The sequence below is a fragment of the Arthrobacter koreensis genome, from assembly GCF_009193255.1.
Classification (GTDB): domain Bacteria; phylum Actinomycetota; class Actinomycetes; order Actinomycetales; family Micrococcaceae; genus Arthrobacter_B; species Arthrobacter_B koreensis.
Genome location: NZ_WACG01000001.1, coordinates 882030 through 908060, shown reverse-complemented (window position 1 = coordinate 908060; position 26031 = coordinate 882030). Strand labels below are relative to the sequence as shown.

Genomic DNA, 26031 nt, shown 5'->3' with positions numbered 1-26031 from the left:
TCCTGCAATGCGGATTAGCGGGACAGCTCGGTGTCTGCACGCTCCGGGCTGCCGGTGTTGCCCTTGGGCTCAGTGAAGACGACGTACCGGTAGGCGAAGTAGCGGAAGACGTTGCCCAGCAGCACGCCGATGATATTGCCGGAAACGTTGTCCGCGAACTGGCTCGTGAAACCAAGGAGGTAATGGGAGACAAACAGGCATCCCGTGGCGATGCCCAGCCCCACCAGGTTTGTCAGGGCGAACAGGATAGTCTCCGCCCGCACACTGCGTCCGCGGGTACGCCGGAAGGTCAGGTATCGGCTGCCCAGCCAGGAGATGGTGGTCGCAACGATGACGGAAACAATTTTCGCCGAAATGGGATTGTCATCAAGGACGGTGGCGACGAGCAGGTTGAACAGGCCGATGTCGACCAGGAACGCGACGGTGCCCACGAAGGAGAAGGAGCCAAGTCGCCGGAGCACCCTCCGCGTCGTCGAAATGCCGTCCATGCTGCTACCAGTTCTTCTTCCGGTCCAGAACGGGCCGAGGCGTATTGTCCTGCAGCCCGGCCGCAGGCCAAAGAACCGCGGAACAGGGCTCCGCCTCGATGTTTTCACATGCACCAAAGCCGGACAAAATCGCCGCGCCCCTGCGTTACTGGCCCTGCATGGGCAGTCGGACCGTGAAGACGGTACCTTCCCCGGCCTCGCTCTGCAGGGTAATGGTTCCGCCATGGGCTTCGACGATGTTCTTGCTGATCACCAAGCCCAGTCCCACACCGGGAATGGCGGCCTTCCGGCTGGTCCCGGAGCGGAAGAACTTAGTGAACACCTCGGCCTGCTCGGCCTGTGTCATGCCAATGCCCGTGTCGGAGATCTCGAAAGTCAGGGTCTCCGGGGTGCTCCAGGCGCGCACGGTGACCTTGCCGCCGTCGGGGGAGTACTTGACCGCGTTCGACAGCAGGTTGTCGATGACCTGGCTGATCCGCTGCGGATCCAGGAAGACGGGGAGCTCAGCCGGGAAGTCGGGGACGAGCTGGACCTTGTTGATCTCCGCCCTGGGGGCGGCAGAGGTCAGGGCGCTGTTGAGCAGTTCGGACAGATCCGCAGGCACCCGTTCAATGCTGCTCGGCCCCGCGGCAGCGGAGAGCAGGTCGGAGACCAGTTCCAGCAGCTTCTCGGAATTGCGCAGCGCAACTCGCAGCGACGCCGCGACGTACGCGGGAATCTGGTCCTCGTCCTCAAGGGCCAGGTCGAGGTACCCCATGATCGAGGTCAGCGGGGTCCGGAGCTCGTGGGACACGTTGGCCACGAAGTCTTCCTTGGCCGCCACCGCGTTCACGAGTCCCGTCACGTCGCTGAACGCCAGGACGGATCCCTGGAAGTCGCCCTGCCGCTGAACGGACCGCGCGGTCACGGAGAACGCCCGCTGCGCATCGCCGCAGCCGAACCACACCAGCTGGTCCGAGAAGGACTGGCCCAGGACGGTGCGGCGCACCGGCCGCATTTCCGGAGGCAGCGGCGTCGTCCGGTCCGGCCCGTAGATCAGCAGGTCGCATTCGTCAGCTTCCACGGCACCCGGCGGAAGGGCCCGGCGGTTGATGAAGCGCTGGCGTGAGTTGGTGAGGATCGCGTTCCCCGCCTCGTCCACCACCGAAACCCCCACTTCCACCGTGTTCAGCACGGTCTGGAGGAGCGATTCCTTGCGGCGGCTTTCTGCGAGGCTCTCCTGCAGGATACGGTCCTTCTCCTGCAGCGCCCGCTGCTTTTCCAGCACCACTGCTTCGGCGCTGGCCCGTGCGACTTCGGCCTGCTCGGCCGCGCGCAGGGCGGTCACCAGCTCTCGCTCGTAGAGGCGGCGCTCATGGGCGTTGAAGACCACGATACGGTCCATGGCGGGCCGGGATCCCTCAGCGGGCTGCCGGTTGGCGGAGATCAGGGCGGGCAGCCGTGTGCCGTCCGCGCTGAGGAAATCTACCGCCAGTTCAGCGAAGGACCGGCCGACGCCGAGCTGCGGCAGGGCATGCGTGGAGTACACGATCCGGTCACCGACGGGCAGCAGGGACAGCAGGCTGGTACCGATCAGGTCTTCCCGGGGGCAGCCGATCCAGTTCGCGAACGTGGCGTTCGCTTCCGCGATGCTTCCGTCCTCCAGCGTGACCAGGTAGCCCGAAGGAGAAGTGTGGAAGAGCTCCTCATAGTCCAGTGCGGCGCCGGACGGGGTCAACCCGCTTCCGGCGGCCGTGTCGCTCACGACTGGTCCCGCGAAAGGTAGGCGAGGATGGCTTCGGCCGTTTCTGCGGGCGCGCTGACATGCGGCAGGTGTCCCGTGGCCCGAAGCTGCACCAGGGTGGCATTGGGCAGCTTGTCGCGGGTATAGGCGCCGATGTGTACGGGTGCCAGCAAGTCGTCGGAGCACTGCAGGACCAGCGTAGGTACGGAGACGTCCTTGAGGCGTCCGCGTACATCGGACCGGAAAGAAACGTCGGCGAAGCCCCGCGCAACCGCGGGGTCCAGACGGCAGAAGCTTCCTTCGAGCTCGTTATGGAGCTCGGGGCTCTCCGGGTTTCCCATGATCATGGGTGCCATGGCGGCTGCCCACACAAGGTAGTTGGCGTCCAGTGAGTCCAGCAGCTCATCAATGTCCTGGCTGGTGAAGCCTCCGGTGTAACCATCTTCCGGGCGGTCCATGTAGCTGGGGGAGGAGGCCAGGAGAACCAGGTTCGCGAACCTCTCCGGTGCCTGCGCCACGGCTTCGACGCCCATCATGGCGCTGACGCTGTGCCCAACGAAGGTCACGTCGCGGAGGTCGAGTGCCGAACAGATCTCCAGCACGTCATCCACGTACCCGTCGAGGGAGCCGTACTTGGAAGTGGAATAGGCGTCCTTGTCTGATGCGCCCGCTCCCACGTGGTCGAAGACCACCACGCGGTAGTTCTCCGTGAAATAGGGAAGCACCCGGCGCCACATCCCCTGGTCGCACCCGAATCCGTGCCCAAACATGACCACAGGGCCGGCGCTGTTGCCCAGAATCTGGACATTGTTGCGGGCGGAAACGTCAGTCGTCATGGGACGGCGGCCTTTGGTCGTGGGGCGTGGGGGTGGTGGTGCTGGAGTGAACTTTACCGCCCTCGCCGCCCCGCGCGGTGAATCCCGTTTTCATGACAGGTGTTTCCCCATCCCGGGCGCTCTGGCCCAGGCCGGAGGGTCACTCGCGGGCGAAGCGCAGTTCCGCGGCCCCGCCGTTGAAGGACGTGGTGCCGATCAGGTGCATCCGGCCGGTCGGTGCCGTGACCGGAAGCAGCCGCCGTCCCGAGCCCAGGGCGACGGGCATGTAGGTGACCCAGAGTTCGTCGAGCAGCCCGGCGTCCGCGAACTGTGCGGCCACGTCTCCGCCGCCCACCACCCAGACGTTCCTGTCCCCGGCCAGGGCGCGGGCCTGTTCCAGTATCTGGCCGGGATCCCCCGCTGCGAACCTGACTCCCGTGCCGGGCGGGGCCTGCAGATCACGGCGGGTCAGCACCAGGCAGGGCAGTTCGCCGTAATCCCAGGTGTCCGGCTGTTCGCGGCGGATCCATTCGTAGGTCTGCGAACCCATGATGAGGGCGCCCACGCCCGAGATGAACTGCTCGTAGTGGTCCTGGAAAGCGGCGAAGCCAAAATCCAGCAGCCAGTCAAGGCTGTTGCCTTCGGTGGCGATGAAGCCATCCAGTGACGAAGCGACGTAATAGATGACTTTTGGCATGACCTGAGCCTAGCGGTCGGGGTTACCCGAAGGTTAGGGCCTGCGCCGTCCCCTCCATCGAGATGGCAGAAACTGCTCATATGGAGCCCCATACGAGCAGTTTCTGCCATCTCGATGGAGGGAAGGGGGCTGAACCGGGCAATTAGATGCATATGCATGTAGTATGGCGGGAACAGCCGTTCTGCGAAGTGGATAAGGAGAGGCATGAGCAACATCGAGACTGCCCCGGTGGAAGTCGAATGCGCCAGTGCCCCCGCTGCCGCCGTCGAAATCCATACACCCAGGGATGTGCCGCTCGGCGGGCCCCGGGCAATGCCGGTCCGCCGCACGCTGCCCCAGCGCAGCCGCAGCCTCATTGGCGCCTGGTGCTTCGTGGACCATTACGGGCCCGACGCCGTCGCCCGCACCGGCGGAATGGTGGTGCCGCCCCACCCGCATACCGGGCTGCAGACCGTGAGCTGGCTCTTTACCGGCGAAATCGAACACCGTGACAGCACCGGCGCCCACGCCATGGTCCGTCCCGGCGAGCTCAATCTGATGACCGCCGGCCGGGGCATCGCCCACTCCGAGGTCTCCACGCCGCAGACCAGCACCCTGCACGGCGTCCAGCTCTGGCTGGCGCTTCCGGAGGCGTCCCGGCACATCGATCCGCGCTTTGAGCACTATGCCCCCGAACCCGTCGCCGGGCCCGGGTGGGAGGCCCGGGCATTCCTGGGCGAACTCGCGGGATCGTCCTCCCCGGTCCGCACCCATTCGCCGATCGTCGGCGCGGAGATCCTCCTGGAGCCGGGTACCGTCCTGGATCTCGACGCCGATCCCCGGTTTGAGTACGGGCTGCTCGCGGACACCGGCAACCTGCTCTTCCAGGGTGCCGCCGTCGCGCCCGGGGAACTCGCCTACGTGCCGCCCGGGAGCGCCGGCCTGCGGATCGCTGCGCCGGCGGATTCGTCCGTCCGCGCAGTGCTGCTTGGTGGCGAGCCGCCGGGCGAAACTATTGTCATGTGGTGGAACTTCATTGGCCGCAGCCACGAGGAGATTGTCCAGTACCGCCGTGACTGGCAGCAGCATCTCGGTGCCGAAACCCATCCAGGAGCAGACGCGGCCAGCCGGTTCAGCGCTGTTCCGGATGATCCGCTGCCGCCGCTGCCCGCACCTGTCCTGCCCAACGCCCGGCTGCGCCCGCGCCGCTGACAAGAAAGGCGACCGAAATGAAGATCCAGCACAACTCCGCAAAGCAGCGCTACGAAGCGATTGACGACGCCGATGGCACGGTTGCCGGGTTCGCCGCCTACCGCGACCGTCCGGGAAGCAGGGCGTTCACGCACACCGAAGTTTCCGATGCCTATGCGGGCCAGGGCGTGGCCTCCCAGCTGGCGCGTTTCGCTGTCGAAGACGTGCGCGACGCCGGACTCCGGCTGGTCCCGTACTGCCCCTTCATTGCCCGCTGGCTCACGAAGCATCCTGAATACAACGGATTCGTCGACTGGCCCAAGACCACCGAAAACAGGAACGAGGAGTCAGCACGTTGAGTGAGAAGGTCTTTATCGACAAGCAGCACCGTCCGGTCTACCAGGCGATGGCGGCTACCGCAGCGTCCATCCGGAGTGCCGCCGAAGAAGCCGGACTGGGACGCATTGTCATGGAACTGGTGAACGTGCGCGTTTCCCAGCTCAACGGCTGCGCCTTCTGCCTGGATCTGCATACCCGCCAGTCACTCGAAGCCGGAGAGAGCGAGCAGCGGCTCGCTGTCCTGCCCGCATGGCGGGATACCGCCCTGTTCGATGAGACCGAACGGGCAGCCCTGGGGCTCGCCGAAGCCGTGACGCAGCTGCCCGGCGGCGAGGACCGGGAGGGCATTTACGCCAAGTACCGGGCCCAGCTCAGCCCGGAGCAGTTCTCGGTGCTCAGCTGGGCTGCCATTGCGATCAACGCCTTCAACCGGGTATCCATCGTCAGCGGCCATCCGGTCCGGAAGCGCTAGGGCGCTTGGACGCCCGGGGCCGCGGCAGGACGACCTGCCGCGGCCCCGGGCTTTCCACCATTCCTAGAACGGATAGGGAGCAATTTCCGGCCGCATGGTCAGCCACTGGATTTCGGTAAACGCGTCGATGTTGGCGGCCGCGCCGCCGAACCGTGAACCGGTCCCGGAGGCGCCCATTCCTCCGAAGGGGGAATTCGCCTCATCGGACACCGTCTGTTCGTTAATGTGCACCTTGCCCGAAACCACGCGGTCGGCAACCTCCATGGCCAGCCCAACGTCGCCCAGGATTCCCACGGACAGCGCGTACTCCGAGGCGTTGGTCAGTTCGATCGCTTCCTCTATCGAGGAGAAGGCAAGGATGGGGGCTACCGGCCCGAAGATCTCCTGCGTCCAGGCGGGGTTGTCCGGCGTCAACCCGGTCAGCACGGTGGGGGAGTAGAACAGCCCCTCGTAGGTGCCGCCGGCCGCAATCTGCGCGCCGGAGTCCTTCGCGTCGCGCACCAGCCGGTCAATGTTGTCCCGCTGCCGCTCGTCGATGATCGGGCCCAGCGCCACCTGCCCGCTTGCAGGGTCGCCAACCGGCAGGTTCTTCGCCTTGTCCGCCAGGCGTGCCGTGTACTCCTCCACCAGTGATTCGTGGACCAGATGCCGGCCGGTAGTCATGCAGATTTGCCCCTGGTGCAGGAAGGAGCCAAACGCGCCCGCCGACGCGGCGAGGTCAAGGTCCGCACCCGGAAGCACGATGAGGGCGTTGTTGCCGCCGAGCTCCAGGTGGGCACGCTTGAGCAGGCGGCCCGCCGCCTCACCCACCTTCCGGCCTGCCGTCGTCGAGCCGGTGAAGGAAATCACGCGTACTTCCGGTGCTTCCACCAGTGCCTGGCCCACGTCCGCGCCGCCCGGCAGCAGCTGCAGGAGGCCGGCGGGCAGCCCGGCTTCCTCGAAGACCCGCATGATGACGACGCCGCCGGAGACGGTAGTGCGGGGGTCCGGCTTGAGCAGGACGGCGTTGCCAAGTGCCAGGGCCGGGGCTACGGAGCGGATGGAAAGGATCAGCGGAAAGTTGAACGGGGAGATGACCGAAACGACGCCGGCTGGCCGCCGCCGGGCGAAGGACCAGCGGTCCTCATTGCTGGTAAGCACGTCTCCTGCGGGATGGGCCGGCAGCGCTGCGGCATCGAAGCACTCATTGGCCGCTACGTGCGTTTCAAGCCCGGCCTTGGCGTCGATCCCACCGGTTTCACGCATGATCCACCCCTGGATCTCCTGCGCATGGTCTTCGAAGAACTGACCGGCCCGGCGCAGCACGGCGGCCCGGACTTCCGGTTTGGTCCGTGACCATTCCTGCTGGGCGGCCGCGGCCCTGGCGGCGGCGGCAAGGACGTCTTCACGGTTCGCCTGCCCTACGGAGCCAAGGACCGAGCCGGTGGCGGGTTCGAGCACATCCATGGTGCCGCCGGAGCCCGTGGTCCAGGAATCGGTGTGGATTTTGCCGTGCCAGTCGGAGGTAGTGAGGAGGGACATTGCTGCTCCTTGTCATGGATATGGCCAGATGCCGGGGAACGTGTTGCGGGTGGCCCCTAGGGTACGCCAGAAGTGATGTCCGTCACGTCACATGACGCTAATTGTGCGGCCGGACTGCGGCCCGCCCCGGCACCGCACTGCTTGGCCCGCATGTGCGTGCCGTGGAATAGTGGCAGGCGAACCCGTAAGCATGCTGACTAATGGAGGTTTCCATGGCAGAACGGCTCGTTGCAGATGTGATCGTCGAAAGGCTGCAGGCCTGGGGCGTCGACCGGATCTTTGGCTACAGCGGGGACGGGATCAACACCGTGCTCGGTGCCCTGCGGCGCTCCGGATCCCCGGAGTTCGTGCAGGCCCGGCATGAGGAAAACGCAGCGTTCATGGCGGTGGGGCACGCAAAGTACACCGGCCGGCCAGGGGTGGTGCTTTCCACCCAGGGCCCCGGGGCCGTCCACCTGCTCAACGGCCTGTATGACGCCAAAATGGACAGCGTGCCCGTGGTAGCAATCATCGGGCAGCAGTCCCGCAGCGTCCTGGGCTCGGCCTACATGCAGGAAATCGACCTGCTTAACCTCACCCGCGATGTCGCGTCGTCCTTCCGCCAGCAGGTCAACAGCCCCGAACAGCTTCCGCTGGTACTTGACCGCGCGTTCAAGGCCGCGCTCGCGGACCGGGCTCCCGCCGTCGTCATCATTCCGCACGACGTTCAGCAGGCGCCCGCCCCGGAACTGGAACAGGAACACGGAATCGTGACCAGTGCGCCGGTATGGAGCCCGCCGAACCTGGTGCCGGCGGACGCAGACCTGGAGGCAGCCGCGGCGGTCATCAACGACGGCGAGCGGGTTGCCTTTCTCGTCGGGCAAGGTGCCCGCGGAGCCTGGCCGCAGGTGCGGGCGCTGGCTGAAAAGACCGGTGCCGGAATCACGACCTCACTGATGGGCAAACCGTACGTGGATGAATCCCATCCGCTGGCTGCCGGAGTGATGGGACATCTGGGCACCAGCGCCAGCGGATATGTGCTGGGACGGTGCGACACCCTGGTCATCATCGGCTCCAACGATCCGTGGACCGAGTTCTATCCGCCGCCCGGCGCAGCGCGGGCGGTGCAGATCGACGTCGATGCCGCCGCAATCGGCAACCGGTACCCGGTAGAGGTGGCAGTGACCGGCGACGCCGCAGCCGCCTTGGAGGGGCTGCTTCCACTGGTCAGCGAGCGCAGCGGTTGGCGCAGCTCCGTGGAGACAGCAGTGCAGGACTGGAATCAGCTGGCCGCCGAACGTGCAGCGACCCCGGCGAATCCGGTGAACCCGGAACTGGCGGTGCGGGAGCTGGGCAGCCGGCTGCCGGAGAACGCGCAGGTGGCGGTCGACGTCGGAAGCAGCGTGTACTGGTACGCGCGGCAGCTGCGCCTGCCCGCCGGCGTCCCCGCGCATCTGTCCAGCACGCTGGCGAGCATGGGCTGCTCCATTCCCTACGGACTGGCAGCAAAACTGGCTGCCCCGGACAGGCCGGTGGTCGCCCTGTCCGGTGACGGAGCCATGCAGATGGCCGGGCTGTCCGAGCTCATCACCGTCAGCAGGCTCTGGCCCCGCTGGGCCGATCCCCGCTTTGTGCTGATGGTGCTGAACAACCGGGAACTGGCCGAAGTGACGTGGGAACAGCGGGAAATGGAAGGGGACCCGCGGTTTGACCAGAGCCAGGCGCTGCCGGACTTCTCCTACGCGGCGTACGCCGAACTGCTGGGACTGCAGGGCATCCGGGTGGAGGATCCCGCGCAGATCGGCGCGGCGTGGGACGCGGCCCTGGATGCCGACCGTCCGGTGCTGATCGAAGTGCTCTCCGATCCGGATATTCCGCTGCTGCCGCCGTTCCCGGCAGGGCGCACCAAGGGGCAGGACATGCTGGATGCGCTGGAGAAGGAAGGGCCGGATACTGCGCATGCCCGTGAGCTGGTAGAAACCTACCTGCGCCAGGAGGAAGGCCTCTCGTCGACCTAGCCCGCCCCTTTAAAACGAGATCACAGAAACTGCCCGTTAGAGCGTTCTAACGGGCAGTTTCTGTGATCTCGATGGGCGAGGAGGGGAAGTAGAGGAGATCAGGGCCGCACGGGAGCGCCGAGCTCGGCCGGTTCCTCTTCGTTCAGGTAGGCGGATTCGGAGTGCGCGGCCATGTCGATGCCGCGGACCTCGTGCTCCTCCGGAACCCGCAGGCCCATTACCAGGTCCAGGACCTTCGCGATGGCCCAGGTGAGCACAAAGGAGTACACCAGCACGGCAATCGTGGCCACGGACTGGATGCCCAGCAGGGACCAGCCGCCGCCGTAGAACACGCCGCTGACGCCGTTCGGCGCGGCAGCCGTTGCGAAGAACCCGATCAGCAGGGTGCCGATCACGCCGCCCACGAGGTGCACGCCCACGACGTCGAGCGAATCGTCGTAACCGAGCCGGAACTTCAGCTCGATCGCCAGGGAGCAGACCAGCCCGGCGATCGCGCCGATGGCCACGGCACCCAGCGGGCTGACCGCGCCGCAGGCCGGAGTGATGGCTACCAGTCCGGAGATCAGCCCGGAGGCTGCCCCCAGGGTCGAGGAGCGTCCCAGCCGCAGCCGTTCCATCAGCGCCCAGCCGAGCAGCCCCGCCGCTGCGGCAACCGCGGTATTCAGGAAAACGACGGCGGCAGTATGGCCGGCGCTCAGCGCGGACCCGGCGTTGAAGCCGTACCATCCGACCCAGAGCAGGCTCGCGCCGAGGATCACCAGCGGCCGGTTGTGCGGCTGGGTGATGACGTGCGGCCAGCCGCGGCTGCGGCCCAGGACCAGGGCGAGCGCCAGGGCCGCGACGCCGGCGTTCATGTGGACCGCGGTTCCGCCGGCAAAGTCGATGGCGCCCAGGCTGTTGGCGATCCAGCCGCCGGTGACGGTGCCGTCCTCACTGCTGAAGGCAAAGACCCAGTGCGCCACGGGGAAGTAGACCAGAGCGGCCCACAGCCCCGCGAAGACCATCCAGGCACCGAACTTCATCCGCCCCGCGGCCGCGCCGGCCACCAGCGCCGTGGTGACGCAGGCAAACATCAGCTGGAAGGCCGCGAAAAGCGCAGCCGGCAGGGCCGCGGCCGGATCTTCGGTGAGCAGGCTCTCCAGGCCGAAGAACTCCAGCGGGTTGCCGAGGACACCCAGGGGAGTGAGCGAGTTGCCGAAGGCTGCCGAGTAGCCGAACAGCACCCACAGCACGGCAACGAGGCTGGCGCTGCCGAAGCACATCATCATCATGTTGAGGATTCGGCGGGACCCAACCATGCCGCCGTAGAAGAACGCAATGCCGGGGATCATCAGGCAGACCAGTGCGGCGCTGGCGAGCAGCCAGGCGGTATTTCCAGAGTCCATGGAGCGGCTCCAATCCGGGTGCGTACCGGCCGTGGGGCCGGTGCGGGATCTGTACGTTAAGGAGGCCGAGACTGGTGGTGCGGCCAGGGGCCGCACCGCTGTCCTTAGCGTAGGAGCCGGAGTGTTTCAGGCGGCAGCGCACGCACGTTAGCGCTGTGTTAACAGCTGCTGGGAGGCCGCTGGGCGCTGCCTGAAAAGCGCAGGCCGGAGCGGGTTAGGCGGTGCGGACCCCGCCGCGTCCGAAGGTGATGGCCCGGACCAGCTGCACCACGCCCAGGACCACCAGGAAGATCCCGCCGAAGATCACCAGCGCTGCCAGGGACTCGACCGGAAGGAACAGGACAACGACGCCGGCAACGATGCTCAGGATGCCGAAGGTAATCGCGTACCAGCGGGAACCGCCCGATTCCGTCTCCGCCAGCGCCATGATGCCTTCGATGATCCAGGCGATGCCTACCAGCATGCCGAGTACGGCGAGTGAGGACAGCGGGTTGCGGATAGCGACGATGCCCACGATGAAGAGCAGCAGCCCCACAATGATGCTCAGCACCCGCAGTCCCGGTGTGAGGGGCGCGGCGATTCCGCTGACCACGCGCAGGGCACCGGAGATGAGGAAGTACAGGCCGAAGAGGAACGCGATCACTGAGAGGGTGGCCTGCGGCCAGAAGAGGACCAGCAGGCCGAGGATCAGGGACACCGCCCCCACAACGCCGAAACCTGTCCGCACCGCGGAGATAGTCCGGGACGAAAGTTCGCTGGTATCCAGGCCGAGCCCTCCCCAGCCGTAGAAAGCACCACTGGTCATGGACATTGGAGCCTCCCGAGCTCTCGAAAATGGTGTCCCCAAGCCCTTCGAATTATCCTCCCGGCCTACCTCCCAGACCAGCATGGGGCAGCCGTTCCGGCGCCGGGAGCAGGGGAAAACCAGGGAAGGTCAGGCGAGGCCCAGCAGGAAGCGCACCTCGTCCTCGCCGGTCTGCCCGAAGTGGAGGTAAGCCGAACCCACCGCCGGCAGGCCGCTGTCCGGCCAGGGAATGACGACGTCGTTCGCCGCCTCGGTGAGCGCGTCCGTCCGCTCACAGGACATGGGAGCCGCCGCCACCAGCCACGCCGGATCGAGTTTGCGGACAGCTTCCAGGGCCGCGCGCATGGTGGCACCCGTGGCAATTCCGTCGTCGACCACAATCACCGTCCGCCCCCGGAGTTCCTGCACACCGCGCCCGCCCCGGAACCTCCGGGCCCGGCGCTGCAGCTCCTCCCGCTCGGAGGCCAGGACGGCATCCAGCCCAGCCTGGCCGCCCGGCCCGGCGGCGGCCAGCCATGCGTTCAGGATGGGCAGATTCCAGGTTTCGGCAGCGGCACCCCCGGCCTCGGCCACCGCCCCGGCAGCGAGTTCCGGCTGTCGTGGATGGCCGATCTTGCGCACCACCACCACGTCCAGCTTTGCTCCCAGGGCGCCGGCGACCTCCGCTGCAACCGGCACCCCGCCGCGCGGGAGGCCCAGCACCAGCACTCCGGGGCCGCCCCGGTACCGCTCCAGCGCACCTGCCAGGACCCGGCCTGCGTCGGCGCGGTCGGTATAGGGGAACGGATGGGCGGTTTGGACGGCCACGGCACTCCCGGCATCAGCGGGTCCTGGTCCTCCCACGGTAGGTGCGTCCCGCCGCGGGAGGCAATGCGCCGCGCGAAGCCTGCGTTGCCAAACCCCCTGCAGGCGTAGCAGGCTGTCCCAATGACTGAAACGGCAGTAATCACAGGGGCCACCGCAGGCCTGGGAGCAGAGTTCGCCCGTGCCCTGGCCGAGCGTGGCTACAACGTAGTCCTGACCGCCCGGGACGAGGAACGGCTCAGGGCCAAGGCCGAAGAGCTCTCCTCCCGCTACCAGGTTGAGGCTTCAGTGCTGCCCGCGGACCTTTCCACGAAAGAGGGCGTGGAGAAGGTGGCCGCACGGGTGGGCCAGCCGGACGTCGCCGTCCTCGTCAACAATGCCGGGTACGGCCTGAAGAACGACTTCCACGCCAACCCGGCCCAGATAGAGCTCGACCACCTGGCCGTACTGGTCCAGGCACCCCTGCTGCTGAGCCACGCCGCGATCAACTCGATGCTCGAGCGCGGCGGCGGACGGATCATCAACGTCGCGTCGGTGGCCGGATTCATTCCCCGCGGTACCTACAGTGCGGCGAAAGCCTGGGTCATCAACTTCAGCCGCTGGGCCAACCTGCACTATGCCGGGCGCGGCATCTCCGTGACCGCAGTCTGCCCGGGGTTCGTGCACACCGAGTTCCACCAGCGGATGCAGATGGACAAGACGCTCTATCCCCGGTGGATGTGGCTGGACGCGGACCGGGTGGTCCGCGAAGGCCTCGCCGATGCCTTCGCGGGCAAGGGAGTCTCCATCCCGTCGAAGCGGTACAAGGTGCTTGCCGCGGTGGGGAGCCGAGGGCCCCAGGGGCTGGTGGCGCGGATAGGCGGCCGCGGGCGCTGACCCGGTTTTCGAGCACAGGATCCGGCACCCCACCCGGGCGCCCGGCCGAATCCTAATCCGGTTGCGGCGGCACCGGAACCCCCTATGCGCCGCATTACGGGTCCGGCAGGCATTAGCCCTGGATCAGTCGTAGGGTGGCCCCCATGAGTGATCCAACGCAGCCAAGCACCGACTACCTGGACTACCTGGACAAGGAAACGCAGGTCCGTGCCCGGCACATCCGGCACGAGGATTCTCCGTTTGCCGGAGCTCCGGAAGCGCTCGCCGACGCCGTCCTGGCCCGGGTGGACGCGCTCGCCCCGGAGCTGGCGGACCTGGCTGCCCAGCTGCACCAGGACCCGGAAACGGCCTATCAGGAACACCGCAGCGCCCGCCGCGTGGCGGACTTGCTGGAACGCCACGGGATCGCCGCCGAAGTGGGGGTCCACGGCCTGGACACCGCAGTCCGGGCGCAGGCCGGCTCCGGATCCCCGGTGCTTGCCGTCATGGGTGAGTACGATGCGCTTCCGGGGATCGGCCATGCCTGCGGCCACAACGTCATTGCCGCCGCCGGAGCCGGCGCGTTCCTGGCGCTGGCGGAGACCCTCCGCGATGATCCGGACGCGTTTCCAGGAACGGTGGTCTTCCTCGGAACTCCGGCAGAGGAAGGCTATTCCGGCAAAGAAGTGATGATCCAGCACGGTGCCCTGGACGGCGTGGATGCTGCGATGATGGTCCACCCGCTGGGGGCCGACGTCGTTGACCAGGTCTGGCTGGGCCGGCGGGTGCTCACGGTGAAGTTCTCCGGAGTTGCGGCCCATGCATCCGCCCAGCCCTTCATGGGCCGCAACGCGCTCGACGCCGCCACCCTCGCCTACCAGGGGGTGGGCCTGCTGCGCCAGCAGATGCCGCCGTCGGACCGGATCCACGCCATCATCACCGAGGGTGGCGAGCGGCCGAGCATCATTCCGGAATTCGCCGAAATGAAGTTCTACGCCCGGTCCAAGTACCCCGAGACCCTGCGGGAGCTCAGCGGCCGTATCGAGGACATTGTCCGCGGGGCAGCGCTCATGACCGGCACCGGGGTGGAGATTGAATGGGACGCGGAGCCGCCGTCGCTGCCCGTGCGTTCCAGCCGCGCGCTAACCGGCCGCTGGCTCTCCGCCCAGCGCCGCCGCTCCCGCGACCCGCTGCCCGCGGGAGTGGTTTCGGAGACGCTGGCGGCATCGACGGACTTTGGAAATGTGAGCTACCGGGTGCCCGGGATCCATCCGCTGATCGCCATATCCGCCCCGGACGTTGCCCTGCACACCCGCGAGTTCGCGGCGGCTGCGGGCTCACCCGAGGCTGCCCGGGGAGCAGCCGACGGCGCCGCCGGCCTGGCGCTGACAGCCCTGGACTACTTCTGGGACCCGGAGCTGCAGCGTGCCGCCGCCCAGGAATTCGCCGACGCCGGCGGTCCCGTGGACGTCGCCGGCTACTTCGACTGACCGCCCCACGGAAATACCCGCCGGGCCGGTGCCCGCCGGACGGGGAACCCCGCCTTAAGGATCCGCACTCTCCGAAGGACGCTCCATGACCACAGCACCCGCCGCAGCCCGTTCCTCCCGAACTGACCGGCTGCTGGCCGCCGTGGAACGGGCCGGGAACAAACTGCCGGACCCGTTCATCCTCTTCCTGCTGCTCTTCGGCATCGTTGCGGTTGCCTCCACGGCCATGGCGTGGGGAAACGTCAGCGTCACGGTTCCCGGCAGCGACGAGGCCACCCGCATCCGCGGACTGTTTACCGCGGAAGGCATGAGCTGGCTGACCACCACGCTGGGGGAGAACTATCTCGGTTTCCCGCCGCTGGCCACCGTGCTGCCGATTCTCCTGGCGGTCGGCGTGGCAGAAAAGTCCGGGCTGCTGGCTGCCATGATCCGCCGCGCCTTCGGCGCCGCCCCGCGCTGGGCCCTGCCCTACGCCGTCGGGCTGGTGGGCGTTGCCGGGTCCATCATGGCGGACGCCGCGTTTGTGGTGATCCCGCCGCTGGCCGCACTGGTGTTCAAGGCGGCCGGACGCCACCCCGTCGCCGGGCTGCTCGGCGGATTCGCGGCAGCCGGGGCGGGCTACTCCACTTCCATGCTCGTCACCTCCCTGGACGCCCTGTTCGCCGGGATTACGACGGCGGTGACCGGCTCGCTGCCCAACCCCGGTTCACCGGTCAATCCGGTCTCCAACTACTTCTTCAACGTGGCCTCCTCAGCGGTGCTGATCCTTGCCGCCGGCTTCCTGATCGACAAGGTCCTTGAGCCGCGGCTGGTCAGGCAGTCAGTGCCGCGCAGCCAGACGGAGGATCCCGACGACGGGGCTCCCGCGGGCGGGGAAGCCCTGGACCCGAACCTGTCCGCGCTGGAACGGCGCGGCCTGCGCTGGTCCCTGGGAATCGGCATCGTGGTTGCGGGGATCATCGCCGCGGCGGCACTGGTACCGAATTCGCCGTGGAGGAATGAGGACGGCGGATTCCTGCCGGCATCGCCGCTGCTCTCCTCAATCGTCTTCATTGTCTTTGTCATGTTCGTGATTCCGGGCCTGGTGTACGGCCGGATCACCGGGACCATGCCCCACGCCCGGGACATTCCACGCGTCATGGGCCAGTCCATCAAGGAGATGAGCGGGTTCCTGGTCCTGGCATTTGTGCTGGGTCAGTTCATTGCGTTGTTCAACTGGTCCGGGATCGGCAACTGGATCGCCGTTGCAGGAGCCTCCGGACTGGAATCCATTGGGCTCACCGGCTACCCGGCCATCCTCGCCTTCATAGTGCTCGCTTCGCTGCTGAACCTCTTCATCATTTCCGGCTCGGCGATGTGGACCCTGATGGCCGCCGTCTTTGTGCCCATGTTCGCGCTCCTGGGGTATGAGCCCGCCTTCGTGCAGGCCGCGTTCCGGGTGGGGGATTCCGCAACCCAGGTGCTGACACCGCTGAACCCCTACATGATCGTCCTGCTGACCATGCTGCGGCGCTACGAGCCGTCCGCCGGCCTGGGCACGGTCATCTCCCGGATGCTGCCGTTCACCGTGGTGTTCTGGGTGGCCTGGGTGGCAGTGCTGACGGTCTTTTATGTCTTTGATCTGCCCCTCGGCCCGGGCAACGGCATCTTCATCCAGTAGGCTTCCATTCCGTCCAACGCTCGTGAAAGGCCTCCCCATGGCACTGCCCGTTTACGCCCTGCATGAGAATCCGGAGTGGTTCCCGCCCTTCGCCAAGGCCTTTGAGGCCGAGGGTGTTGAGGTGCATGAATGGCTGCTGACCGACGGCGTCCTGGACCTGGATTCAGCGCCGCCGGAAGGCATCTTCTGGTCCCGGATCAGCGCTTCCTCGCACACCCGCGGGCACGGTCTTTCCAAGGACTACGCCCGGGCAGTCCTCGCCTGGCTGGAGGCGCACGGCCGCCGCACCGTCAACGGCCGCCGCGTGCTGGAACTTGAGATGAGCAAGGTGGACCAGCTCACCGCGCTGCGCGCTGCAGGCATTGAGACGCCCCGCACCGTGGCCGCGATTGGCCGGAACCAGATCCTGGCCGCGGCCAAGGAATTCCCGGTGCCGTTCATCCTGAAGCACAACCAGGGCGGCAAGGGACTGGGGGTGCGCAAGTTCGAATCGCACGGAGAGCTTGCCGACTACGTCGCCTCCGACGAATTCGAGGAACCGCAGGACGGCATCACCCTGGTGCAGGAATTCATCCAGGCGGCTGAACCGTCCATCAGCCGGGTGGAACTCGTCGGCGGGAAGTTCGTCTACGCCATCCGCGCCGACACTGCCCGCGGGGGCTTCCAGCTCTGCCCCGCGGACGCCTGCGCCATCGATCCGGCCACCGGCACGCCCATCATGCCGCCCGGAGCATCCATTGCGCCGGATCCGGATACCCAGCTGTTCAGCCTGCGGGAAGGATTCGACCACCCGATCATCAGCCGGTACGAGGAGTTCGCCCGGCGGATGAACCTGGAGGTCTGCGGCATTGAATTCATCGAAGCGGCTGACGGCCGGGTTCTGACCTATGACGTGAACACCAACACCAACTACAACGCGGTGGTCGACGCCGCGGCCCCGGTGTCCGCTCCGCGCCAGCTGGCGCGGTACCTGGGAGGGCTCGCGGCAGAATAGTCCGGAGTTCCCGGTGCTTTCCCTACCTATGCGGTGACTGGAATATAGTCGAAAGTACCGAACCTAAGGAGCTCCGTCCATGACCGCTGCCCAGGAACCGCTGTGGGTAAAGCACTACCAGCCCGGTGTACCGGCAGAAATCGAACTGCCCACCGAATCCCTCACCTCCATGGTGGAAGACGCGGTGGCGCGGTTCGGGCCGAAGGTGGCACTGGAGTTCTTCGGTGCCGAGACCACCTATACGCAGCTGGGCGACCAGATCAACCGCGCCGCTGAAGGGCTGCGCAGGCTGGGCGTCCGGAAGGGCCACCGGGTGGCAATCATCCTGCCCAACTGCCCGCAGTACCTCATCGCGTTCTACGCGGTGCTGCGCCTCGGCGGCGTCGTCGTGGGGCACAACCCGCTCTACACGGAGCGCGAACTGCGCCACCAGTTCGAGAACCACGGTGCGCAGGTTGCCGTCGTGTGGGACAAGGCCGTGGAGAAGGTCCAGGACTTCCCGGATGACCTTGCGGTACCCAGCATCATTTCCGTGGACATCACCAAGGCCATGCCGCGCCTGAAGCGGATTGGCCTTCGGCTGCCGATCCCGTCGATCCGCCGAACCCTTGCCGGTCTGACCACCAAGACCGAGAACACGATTCCCTGGGAAAAGCTGCTCGCCAACGATCCGGTCGACCCGCAGCACCCCAAGCCGTCCGTGCAGGACCTCGCTGCGCTGCAGTACACCTCCGGCACCACCGGAATCCCCAAGGGTGTCATGCTCACGCATTACAACCTCCGCTCGAACGCCCTGCAGGGACAGGCCTGGATGCACGGAGCCAAGGAGGGCGAGGAAGTCATCTACGGCGTCCTGCCGATGTTCCATGCTTTCGGCCTGACCCTCTACCTGACGTTCGCGATGCTCACGGGTTCACGGCTGGTGCTCTTCCCGAAATTCGACGTCGACCTGGTCCTGGACGCTGCCAGGAAGTCCAGGCCTACCGTCTTCTGTGCCGTGCCGCCGATCTACGAGAAGGTGGCAATCGAGTCCAAAAAGCGCGGAATCGACATCTCCACCATCCGCTTCGCCATTTCCGGTGCCATGACATTGTCCGCGAAGACCGTCGAAATCTGGGAAGAGGTCTCCGGCGGCCTGCTGGTGGAAGGCTACGGACTCACCGAATCTTCGCCGGTGGCCCTCGGTAATCCGTTCGCGGAGACCCGCCGCAACGGAACCATCGGCGTGCCTTTCCCCAGCACCCTCATGCGGGTTGCGGATCCCGAAGACCTGGGCCGTGATGTTCCGCAGGGCGAGCCGGGCGAGCTGCTGATCAGCGGCCCGCAGGTGTTCTCCGGTTACTGGAACAACCCGGAGGAAACCGCAGAGATCCTGACGGAAGACGGCTGGCTTCGCACCGGGGACATCGTCACGGTGGACGAGGACGGGTTCGTGAAGGTGGTGGACCGGCGCAAGGAACTCATCATCACGGGCGGTTTTAACGTCTCCCCGTCCGAGGTGGAGGAAGTGCTCCGCAGCAACCAGTCAGTCGCAGACGCAGCAGTGGTGGGCCTGTCCCGCGGCACCGGCGGAGAGCAGGTGGTTGCCGCCGTCGTGATGCAGCCGGACACCGAGCTGGATGAGCAGGCACTGCGCGCCTTCTGCCGGGAACGCCTCACCCCCTACAAGGTTCCCCGCCGGATCGTGGCGATCGAGGAACTGCCCAAGTCCATGCTGGGCAAGGTCCTGCGCAAGCAGGTCCGGGAGTCCCTCCAGGATTCGCTCTAGCCTCCCCTTTCCCACACCGGAGGCCCGCCTGGTGCCTTCCCGCTCCTCCTCGGCAGGGCTTTTCGGATGAGCCCGGTTTTCTCTTGACGCTGCTCGCATGCAGGCAGTGGAATAATAAGTAGGCTTGGCAATTCAGGCCCGGCCGAAGAATGGCCAGAGGAGCCGGAACCGGTGCCGGTGAAACGGTACAGCCGCGCGGGCGGGTATCTGCCCGGCACGGTGTTCGGGGAGCTGCGGGCGGAAGCTGCTCCGAAGGATCCCGGCTCGTGAATCGTGATCGCTGTGCCGGACCCCGGCGCAGATTCGCTGCCGAAGGAGAAAACGATGATCAGCAACGAGCAAGTCGAAGGACTCATGGCCGCTTCGGGGAACGTTCTTGGTCCCAACGGCGACAAAATCGGGTCAGTGGGAACGTTCTACCTCGATGACCAAACCAACGAACCGGCCTGGGTCACGGTGAACACCGGCTTGTTCGGAACGAACGAGACCTTCGTTCCGCTGAGCGAGGCCAGCGTTGAAGGCGTCGATGTGCTTGTGCCCTACTCCAAGGACGAGGTGAAGAACGCGCCGCAGATCGACAGCGACGGCTCCATTAGTGCGGAGGAGGAAGTAACGCTCTACCGCTACTACGGCTTCACGTACGACGACGGAACGTCGGACGCAGATACGCGCAGTGCGGGTGCCGGCACTGACACCCTCATCGAGTCCGACACGGAGACCCTTTCCGGCACGGACCGGGGGCGCAGCGGCCTGGTTGACGATTCCGGCGCAGGGGCCGGCTCAGAATCCGGGCGTGCTGGTACCGCCGGATTCTCCTCCGGTGCGGGAATCGACGAGGCAATGACCCGTTCGGAAGAGCAGCTGGAGGTTGGAACCGAACGCCGCGAAACCGGCAGGGCCCGGCTGCGTAAGTACACCGTGACGGAGACGGTCACCACCCAGGTGCCGGTCAGTCATGAGGAAGTGGTGATCGAGCGGGAGCCGATCACGGAGGCCAACCGTGAAGCTGCGATGCGCGGCCCTGAGATGCGCGAAGACGAATACGAAGTCACGCTGCATGCCGAGGAGCCCGTAGTCCACAAGCACACCGAACCGGTGGAGCGGGTGCGGCTGGACACCGAAACGGTCACGGGGCAGGAAAACGTGTCCGAGGAAGTCCGCAAGGAGCGGATCGAGAGTGAGGTGGAAGACGCCTCCGGGCGCTCCGCGTCCACCGAAGGCCATACCGGGCACCATTCCTCCGGCTCCGGCCACGATTCGGGCCACGGTGATTCCGGCTCGGGCAGTTCACGCTAACCGCGCCCGGATGACGGAGGCCGGAACCACCGGCTCATCAAGCAGGACCCCGCCGGCCCGCCAGGGCCGGCGGGGTCCTGCCATGACTGCGGGTTCCGGGACGCAGCTCTCCGCACCGGGAAGGGTCGGCACGGCTGCAGAATCCCTCTAGGTCAGCGCGTTCTTGACGCCCGCTCTGACCTGCGAAAACTGTCTCGACGGTGCCCCGTTCGTCGGCTATTATCCGTTCGGTCGCACAAATACTAAGCGGCCTTCACTTATCAGCTACAGGGGGAACACCAACATGTCACAGCACTCTGCATCCAACCCGTACGCGCCGAGCCAGCCCGGCGCCACGGACCTGTCCCAGCCGCTTTACGGAGCCGGGATCGGCGACGCCGTCAAGCGCTTTTTCAAGAAGTACGCCACGTTTTCCGGCCGCGCGAGCCGCAGCGAGTACTGGTGGTGGACGCTGGTGAACGCGGTAGTTCTCACCGTGCTGGGCATTTGGACCATCACTGCCGCTGTTGGCAGCGTGAACACGGTGACCGGAGAGCTGGAGGGCACCAGCTTTCTATTCCCCTACGCGCTGATCGGACTCTGGGGCCTGGCCACCCTGGTGCCGGGCATCGCGTTGACCGTGCGCCGCCTGCACGACGGCGGCTTCACCGGCTGGCTGTTCCTTCTGGCCCTGGTTCCGGGCCTCGGTGGACTCGCCCTCCTGGTGCTGGCCCTGATGCCGAGCAAGCCGGAAGGTGCCCGTTACGACGCCGGCGCCCCGCAGTACGGAGCGTACCCGCAGGCCTGACCTGTGCGGCGCGGAGGAACATAACCGCAGGTGAAACCGGTAACCCCTTCCCGTCAGGAGGAAAGACTCCAATACTGGGAGGATGACCCACACCACATCGCCACACCCCGGCAATGATGCCCACTACAGCTCCGATCCCGAATCTGCCCACCTCGCAGAGGAAACGATCCAGCTGGTCCGCACCTGGCTCGCAGAGGCGTCCACTCTCGAAGTGGACGCCTCTGCCGCGCAGCTGGCCGGAATCCTCAAAGACCCCGGCGGCCTCGGCTTCACGGTCGGCTTCGTTGACGGGGTCATCCGCCCCGAAGACCTGCAGGTCGCTGCCCGCAACCTCGCCACGCTCGCCCCCCGGGTTCCGGACTTCCTGCCCTGGTACCTGAAAGCCGCCGTACGCACCGGCGGAGTGCTGGGGCCGGCTGTTCCTTCCGTAGTGGTGCCCGCAGCCCGCCGGGCACTGCGCAGGATGGTAGGCCACCTGATCATCGACGCTTCCGAGGAGCGCCTCGGCCAGTCCATCGTCCGGCTGCGCCGTGACGGCGTGCGGCTGAACATGAACCTGCTCGGAGAAGCGGTGCTGGGACGCCGGGAAGCCGAACGCCGGCTGGAAGGCACCCGCAGGCTGCTGGAACGCAGCGACGTGGACTACGTCAGCATCAAAGTCTCCTCCACCGTGGCGCCGCACGCCCCGTGGGCCTTTGACGAAGCCGTCGCCGATGTGGCGGAAACCCTCGCCCCGCTGTACCGGCTCGCCGCCGAATCTCCCCGCCCCAAGTTCATAAACCTGGACATGGAGGAGTACAAGGACCTTGAACTGACCATGGCGGTCTTCATGGAACTGCTCTCCCGTCCGGAGTTCCACAACCTCGAAGCCGGACTGGTCCTGCAGGCCTACCTGCCGGACGCGCTGGCAGCCATGCAGCAGCTCCAGGACTTTGCCGCCGCCCGCTGCGCCGCCGGAGGTGCCCCCGTCAAGGTCCGGCTGGTCAAGGGGGCCAACCTCCCCATGGAACAGGTGGAGGCATCCCTGCACGGATGGCCCCTGGCCACCTGGGGTTCGAAGCTCGAAACGGACACGAACTACAAGCGCGTCCTGGACTACTCCCTGCACCCGGAGCAAATCCGCAACGTCCGCATCGGCGTCGCCGGCCACAACCTCTTTGACATCGCCTACGCCTGGCTGCTCGCCGGCGCCCGCGGAGTCCGGGACGGGATCGACGTCGAAATGCTGCTCGGAATGGCAGCCGCACAGGCAGAGGTGGTCCGGAAGGAAGTCGGTTCACTGCTGCTGTACACCCCGGTAGTGCACCCGCAGGAGTTCGACGTCGCCATCGCCTACCTGGTGCGGCGGCTGGAGGAAGGCGCCAGCAGTGAGAACTACATGTCCGCCGTCTTCGACCTGGCGGACGAAGAAACACTGTTCGAGCGCGAGAAGCAGCGCTTCCTCGACTCCCTGACCGCGGTGGACAGCAGCGTTCCGGCTCCCCGCCGCCAGCAGGACCGTACCCGGGCACCCGAGCCCGGGCCGGACGAATTCGCGAACACCCCGGACACGGATCCTTCCCTGCCTGCCAACCGCGGCTGGGGCCGGGACGTCCTGTCCCGGGTACCCGGATCGGACCTCGGGCGTGAGCTCGTCTCTGCATCGCGGGTGGTAACCGAAGAGCAGCTCGACGAACTCCTGAACGGTGCGGTGACCGCCCAGGAGAACTGGGCAGCCCTCGGCGGAACCGGACGCGCGGAGATCCTGCACCGGGCCGGGGACATCCTGGAAGCCCGGCGCGCCCAGCTGCTCGAAGTCATGGCGGCCGAGGCGGGCAAGACCTTGGACCAGGGCGATCCCGAGGTATCCGAGGCCATCGACTTCGCCCGCTACTACGCCGAGCGGGCGCGTGAACTGGACGCCGTCGACGGCGCGCGGTTCCATCCAGCCCGCCTCACGCTCGTCACGCCGCCGTGGAACTTCCCGGTGGCAATCCCGGCCGGTTCAACGCTGGCGGCTTTGGCGGCAGGCTCATCCGTGATCCTCAAGCCGGCAGGACCGGCAGCACGGTGCGGGGCGGTACTGGCGGAAGCGCTGTGGGAAGCCGGCGTGCCCAGGGACGTCCTGCGCTTCGTGCAGCTGGGCGAGTCCGAGCTGGGCCGCGAACTCATTTCCCATCCGGCAGTGGACCGGGTCATCCTGACCGGCGCCTACGAAACTGCTGAACTGTTCCGCTCCTTCCGCCCCGACCTTGAGCTGCTGGCAGAAACGTCGGGCAAGAACGCCATTGTGGTGACCCCCAGCGCAGACTTCGACCTCGCCGCCCGTGACGTGGCGGCGTCAGCGTTCGGGCACGCCGGGCAGAAGTGTTCGGCAGCCTCACTGGTGATCCTGGTGGGCTCCGTGGCTGAGTCCCGCCGTTTCCACCACCAGCTGCTGGACGCCGTCCAGTCCCTCGTAGTGGGGCAGCCGGAGGACCCCCGGACACAAATGGGGCCCGTCATTGAACCTGCTGCCGGCAAACTGCTGCGCGGACTCACCGAACTGGGCGCTGGGGAGACCTGGGTGCTCCAGCCCCAAAAGCTCGACGCCGAGGGACGGCTTTGGTCCCCGGGAATCCGTGCCGGGGTACAGCCGGGCTCGGAGTTCCACCTCACCGAGTACTTCGGCCCGGTACTGGGCGTGATGCGGGCAGACACGCTTGAGGATGCAGTCCGGCTGCAGAACCAGGTGGACTACGGCCTCACCGCCGGACTGCATTCGCTGGACCCGGAAGAGATCCGCTGGTGGACGGGGGCGGTTGAAGCGGGGAACCTCTACGTCAACCGTGGAATCACCGGCGCAATTGTCCGCAGGCAGCCCTTCGGCGGATGGAAGAAGTCCTCGGTGGGGGCCGGAACCAAGGCGGGCGGCCCCAACTACCTGCTGGGACTGGGCAGCTGGAGCACTGCGCCCTCCACGGCAGACGCGGCTCCGGGGGACAAGGTCCGCACCCTGCTGGACCAAGCCGGCGGCGCATCAGTGCTTCCCAGTTCGGACCTCGCCTTCCTGCACCGGGCAGCTGCGTCCGACGCCGCAGCCTGGGCGGCCGAATACGGCCAGGTCCGAGACGTCTCCGGTCTCAGTGCGGAACGGAACCTCTTCCGCTACCTGCCGGTTCCCGTCCACGTCCGGCTCGCGGAATCCGAACCGCAAGCGTCCGTGCTGCGCGTCCTCTCGGCGGCACTGCTGGCGGAATCCCACGTCACGGTCTCGGTTCCGGATGCGTTGGCTCCGGGTATTACCGCTGTCCTGGCCGCTTTCTCCTGTTCCGTCGCGGTTGAAAATGACGCCGAATGGCTGTCCCGGATGGGAACAGCGGACGCCCCTCCGTCCCGGATCCGGTTGCTGGGCGGAGACCGCAGGGCATTGGCAGCGGCCCTTGGCGGGCGGCCGGACTGTGCGGTTTATGCGCAGCCGGTCACCGAATCGGGAAGGGTTGAACTGCTGCCGTTCCTGCACGAACAGGCGATCAGTATTACGGCCCACCGCTTCGGTACCCCGAGCCCCATTGCCGACACCGAGCCCGGAAAGCCGTGAAACTGGACAGTCCGCTCCCACTGGCGGGCCGTACCGCCGTCGTCACCGGGGTGAGCCGCCGCCAGGGCATTGGCTATGCCGTGGCGTCGCGGCTCGCCCGGATGGGAGCCAGCCTTTTCACCGCCCACTACCAACCGCATGACCTGGACCAGCCGTGGGGCGGGGACTCCCTCGACGCCGTGGCTGAGGGGCTGCGCGGGCAGCTCGCCCCGGAGGCAGTCCTGGCGCACCGGAGCATCAACCTGGCCGAGCCTGACGCCGCTTCGGAACTGGTCAGCGCGGCAGCCGCGGAACTGGGCCACCTGGACATCCTGGTCTGCAACCACGCGCGCAGCGGCGGGGACGGCCCGCTGGCGGAGATGACCCCGGAAAAGCTCGATGCCCACTGGCAGGTCAATACCCGCTCCACGCTGCTCGCCACCCGCGAGTTCGCGGCGCAGCATGACGGCCGGCCCGGAGGCAGGGTGATCTGGATGACGTCCGGGCAGATCAACCGCGGGGTCATGGACTCGGAAATTGCCTACGCGACGTCCAAGGCCGCCCTTGCCGGCATCACTCCGTCCGTGGCGGCGGACCTGGCGCGCCGGGGAATCCTCCTCAACACGGTGAACCCCGGGCCAGTCAACACTGGATACCTGACGGTGGAGACGGCCGACCGGCCGCCGGAGGTCCTCGCTGATGTGCTGGCACATTTCCCTGCGGGCAGGTTTGGTGAACCGGATGATCCGGCGCGGCTCATCGCGTGGCTCGTCAGCGACGAAGGGCGGTGGATGGTGGGCCAGGTGCTGAGCAGTGACGGCGGATTCCGGTAATTCACGCGGTTCGTGGATTCGCTCTTTCCATTACCTTCTGCGCTTGTTAGGGTCCTGCACATGGATACGCTCATTTTCGAGTAGCGAACTGCGCCCGCCGGAACACTCCGGCCCTTCAAAGTGGCGCAAACCGCTCAACGCAGACCCACCCGCAACCGCTGGCCAAGGCCAGGCGTCCTTCCGTCTGCAGCTCGAAATCCCGCCGTGGAAAGTCTTCCCGGCGTGCCCGGAAGGGCTCACCCTGGCACAGCCACGCCAGAGATGAACTGGAGCAAACCATGACTGAACCTACATCCAATCCCGCACAGGAACCGCTCGAACCAGCCGGTCTGCCTGCTCACTCCTCCGCTGGGGACGAGACGCAGCTGCAGGTCAATATTGCCCCCGCAGCCGCCCGCCGCCTCAGCGAGGAAGGCCTCCAGCGGCTAGCGGCCGCCCGCGAGCAGGAAGCCAACCTGCCCGGCTGGCAAAGCCTGGGCAAGGGCGGGAAGCCCAACCATGCAACCGGCCGCCAGGGCCGCCGCGAACGCAAGGTCCGCTGGTAGGAGAGCGGAACATCCGGTAAACACAGCTGCGCCGGCTGCGGGCAACATC

Annotated in this window: 22 protein-coding genes; 14 read left to right on the top strand and 8 right to left on the bottom strand. The window is 66.8% G+C overall.

All coding sequences use genetic code 11. The features are described 5' to 3' along the window. Positions 1-14: 14 nt before the first annotated feature. From GD628_RS04265 to GD628_RS04250, 4 genes are all read right to left on the bottom strand, one after another. Complete coding sequence (locus GD628_RS04265; RefSeq protein ID WP_091601409.1) at positions 15-488, bottom strand: GtrA family protein; 474 nt, start codon at positions 486-488, stop codon at positions 15-17. A gap of 145 nt (positions 489-633) precedes the next feature. Then, positions 634-2232: an ATP-binding protein gene (locus GD628_RS04260; protein ID WP_152273914.1), complete on the bottom strand. Its 1599-nt coding sequence runs from the start codon at positions 2230-2232 to the stop codon at positions 634-636. Next, positions 2229-3047 (bottom strand): alpha/beta fold hydrolase, encoded by an 819-nt coding sequence (locus GD628_RS04255; RefSeq protein ID WP_152273913.1) that lies wholly within the window; start codon positions 3045-3047, stop codon positions 2229-2231. The genes GD628_RS04260 and GD628_RS04255 overlap by 4 nt, the downstream gene beginning before the upstream one ends. Before the next feature lie 139 nt (positions 3048-3186). Continuing rightward, entirely contained in the window at positions 3187-3723 is a 537-nt protein-coding gene (locus tag GD628_RS04250) for a dihydrofolate reductase family protein (protein ID WP_091601415.1), read from the bottom strand. 204 nt (positions 3724-3927) lie between these two features. Here GD628_RS04250 and GD628_RS04245 point away from each other — a divergent pair, with 204 nt between their 5' ends. The 3 genes from GD628_RS04245 to GD628_RS04235 are packed head-to-tail and all read left to right on the top strand — an operon-like array spanning position 3928 to position 5704. After that, the gene (locus GD628_RS04245; RefSeq protein WP_152273912.1) at positions 3928-4914 is read left to right on the top strand and encodes a pirin family protein; all 987 of its coding nucleotides are present in this window, start codon (positions 3928-3930) and stop codon (positions 4912-4914) included. Further along, entirely contained in the window at positions 4911-5252 is a 342-nt protein-coding gene (locus GD628_RS04240; protein WP_338083407.1) for a GNAT family N-acetyltransferase, read from the top strand. Before GD628_RS04245 ends, GD628_RS04240 begins: the two co-directional genes overlap by 4 nt. Next, positions 5249-5704, top strand: coding sequence for a carboxymuconolactone decarboxylase family protein (locus GD628_RS04235; RefSeq protein ID WP_152273910.1), 456 nt, complete (start codon positions 5249-5251; stop codon positions 5702-5704). Before GD628_RS04240 ends, GD628_RS04235 begins: the two co-directional genes overlap by 4 nt. A gap of 63 nt (positions 5705-5767) precedes the next feature. On the opposite strand, the gene GD628_RS04230 is transcribed toward GD628_RS04235, so the two are convergent. Beyond that, positions 5768-7225, bottom strand: coding sequence for a benzaldehyde dehydrogenase (locus GD628_RS04230; RefSeq protein WP_152273909.1), 1458 nt, complete (start codon positions 7223-7225; stop codon positions 5768-5770). Positions 7226-7437: 212 nt separating this feature from the next. On the opposite strand from GD628_RS04230, the gene GD628_RS04225 reads away from it, so the two are divergent. Beyond that, positions 7438-9222, top strand: a complete 1785-nt coding sequence (locus GD628_RS04225; RefSeq protein ID WP_152273908.1) for a thiamine pyrophosphate-requiring protein — start codon at positions 7438-7440, stop codon at positions 9220-9222. Positions 9223-9320: 98 nt separating this feature from the next. Here GD628_RS04225 and GD628_RS04220 read toward each other — a convergent pair whose 3' ends face one another. From GD628_RS04220 to GD628_RS04210, 3 genes are all read right to left on the bottom strand, one after another. Next, complete coding sequence (locus tag GD628_RS04220; protein ID WP_152273907.1) at positions 9321-10607, bottom strand: ammonium transporter; 1287 nt, start codon at positions 10605-10607, stop codon at positions 9321-9323. A gap of 214 nt (positions 10608-10821) precedes the next feature. Continuing rightward, positions 10822-11418 carry an HdeD family acid-resistance protein gene (locus GD628_RS04215; protein WP_176697514.1) on the bottom strand — a complete coding sequence of 199 codons (597 nt, stop codon included), beginning with the start codon at positions 11416-11418 and terminating at the stop codon, positions 10822-10824. Positions 11419-11541: 123 nt separating this feature from the next. After that, positions 11542-12219: a phosphoribosyltransferase gene (locus GD628_RS04210; RefSeq protein ID WP_193313189.1), complete on the bottom strand. Its 678-nt coding sequence runs from the start codon at positions 12217-12219 to the stop codon at positions 11542-11544. A 120-nt stretch (positions 12220-12339) separates the two neighbouring features. Here GD628_RS04210 and GD628_RS04205 point away from each other — a divergent pair, with 120 nt between their 5' ends. The 10 genes from GD628_RS04205 to GD628_RS04160 all read left to right on the top strand — a co-directional run bounded on the left by GD628_RS04205 (position 12340) and on the right by GD628_RS04160 (position 25982). Then, positions 12340-13092, top strand: coding sequence for an SDR family NAD(P)-dependent oxidoreductase (locus GD628_RS04205; RefSeq protein WP_152273905.1), 753 nt, complete (start codon positions 12340-12342; stop codon positions 13090-13092). Between the two features lie 143 nt (positions 13093-13235). Continuing rightward, positions 13236-14561 (top strand): M20 family metallopeptidase, encoded by a 1326-nt coding sequence (locus GD628_RS04200; protein ID WP_152273904.1) that lies wholly within the window; start codon positions 13236-13238, stop codon positions 14559-14561. A gap of 85 nt (positions 14562-14646) precedes the next feature. Then, entirely contained in the window at positions 14647-16221 is a 1575-nt protein-coding gene (locus tag GD628_RS04195) for an AbgT family transporter (RefSeq protein WP_091601434.1), read from the top strand. A gap of 37 nt (positions 16222-16258) precedes the next feature. Further along, positions 16259-17215 carry an ATP-grasp domain-containing protein gene (locus tag GD628_RS04190; RefSeq protein WP_152273903.1) on the top strand — a complete coding sequence of 319 codons (957 nt, stop codon included), beginning with the start codon at positions 16259-16261 and terminating at the stop codon, positions 17213-17215. 79 nt (positions 17216-17294) lie between these two features. Then, entirely contained in the window at positions 17295-18983 is a 1689-nt protein-coding gene (locus GD628_RS04185) for a long-chain-fatty-acid--CoA ligase (protein ID WP_152273902.1), read from the top strand. Between the two features lie 324 nt (positions 18984-19307). Then, complete coding sequence (locus GD628_RS04180; protein WP_152273901.1) at positions 19308-20279, top strand: YsnF/AvaK domain-containing protein; 972 nt, start codon at positions 19308-19310, stop codon at positions 20277-20279. A gap of 283 nt (positions 20280-20562) precedes the next feature. After that, positions 20563-21066: a DUF805 domain-containing protein gene (locus GD628_RS04175; RefSeq protein WP_152273900.1), complete on the top strand. Its 504-nt coding sequence runs from the start codon at positions 20563-20565 to the stop codon at positions 21064-21066. Between the two features lie 82 nt (positions 21067-21148). Beyond that, the gene (locus tag GD628_RS04170) at positions 21149-24625 is read left to right on the top strand and encodes a proline dehydrogenase family protein (protein WP_152273899.1); all 3477 of its coding nucleotides are present in this window, start codon (positions 21149-21151) and stop codon (positions 24623-24625) included. Beyond that, positions 24622-25437, top strand: a complete 816-nt coding sequence (locus GD628_RS04165; RefSeq protein ID WP_226802329.1) for an SDR family oxidoreductase — start codon at positions 24622-24624, stop codon at positions 25435-25437. The genes GD628_RS04170 and GD628_RS04165 overlap by 4 nt, the downstream gene beginning before the upstream one ends. 278 nt (positions 25438-25715) lie before the next feature. Further along, positions 25716-25982, top strand: a complete 267-nt coding sequence (locus GD628_RS04160; protein ID WP_152273898.1) for a hypothetical protein — start codon at positions 25716-25718, stop codon at positions 25980-25982. Positions 25983-26031 lie beyond the last annotated feature (49 nt).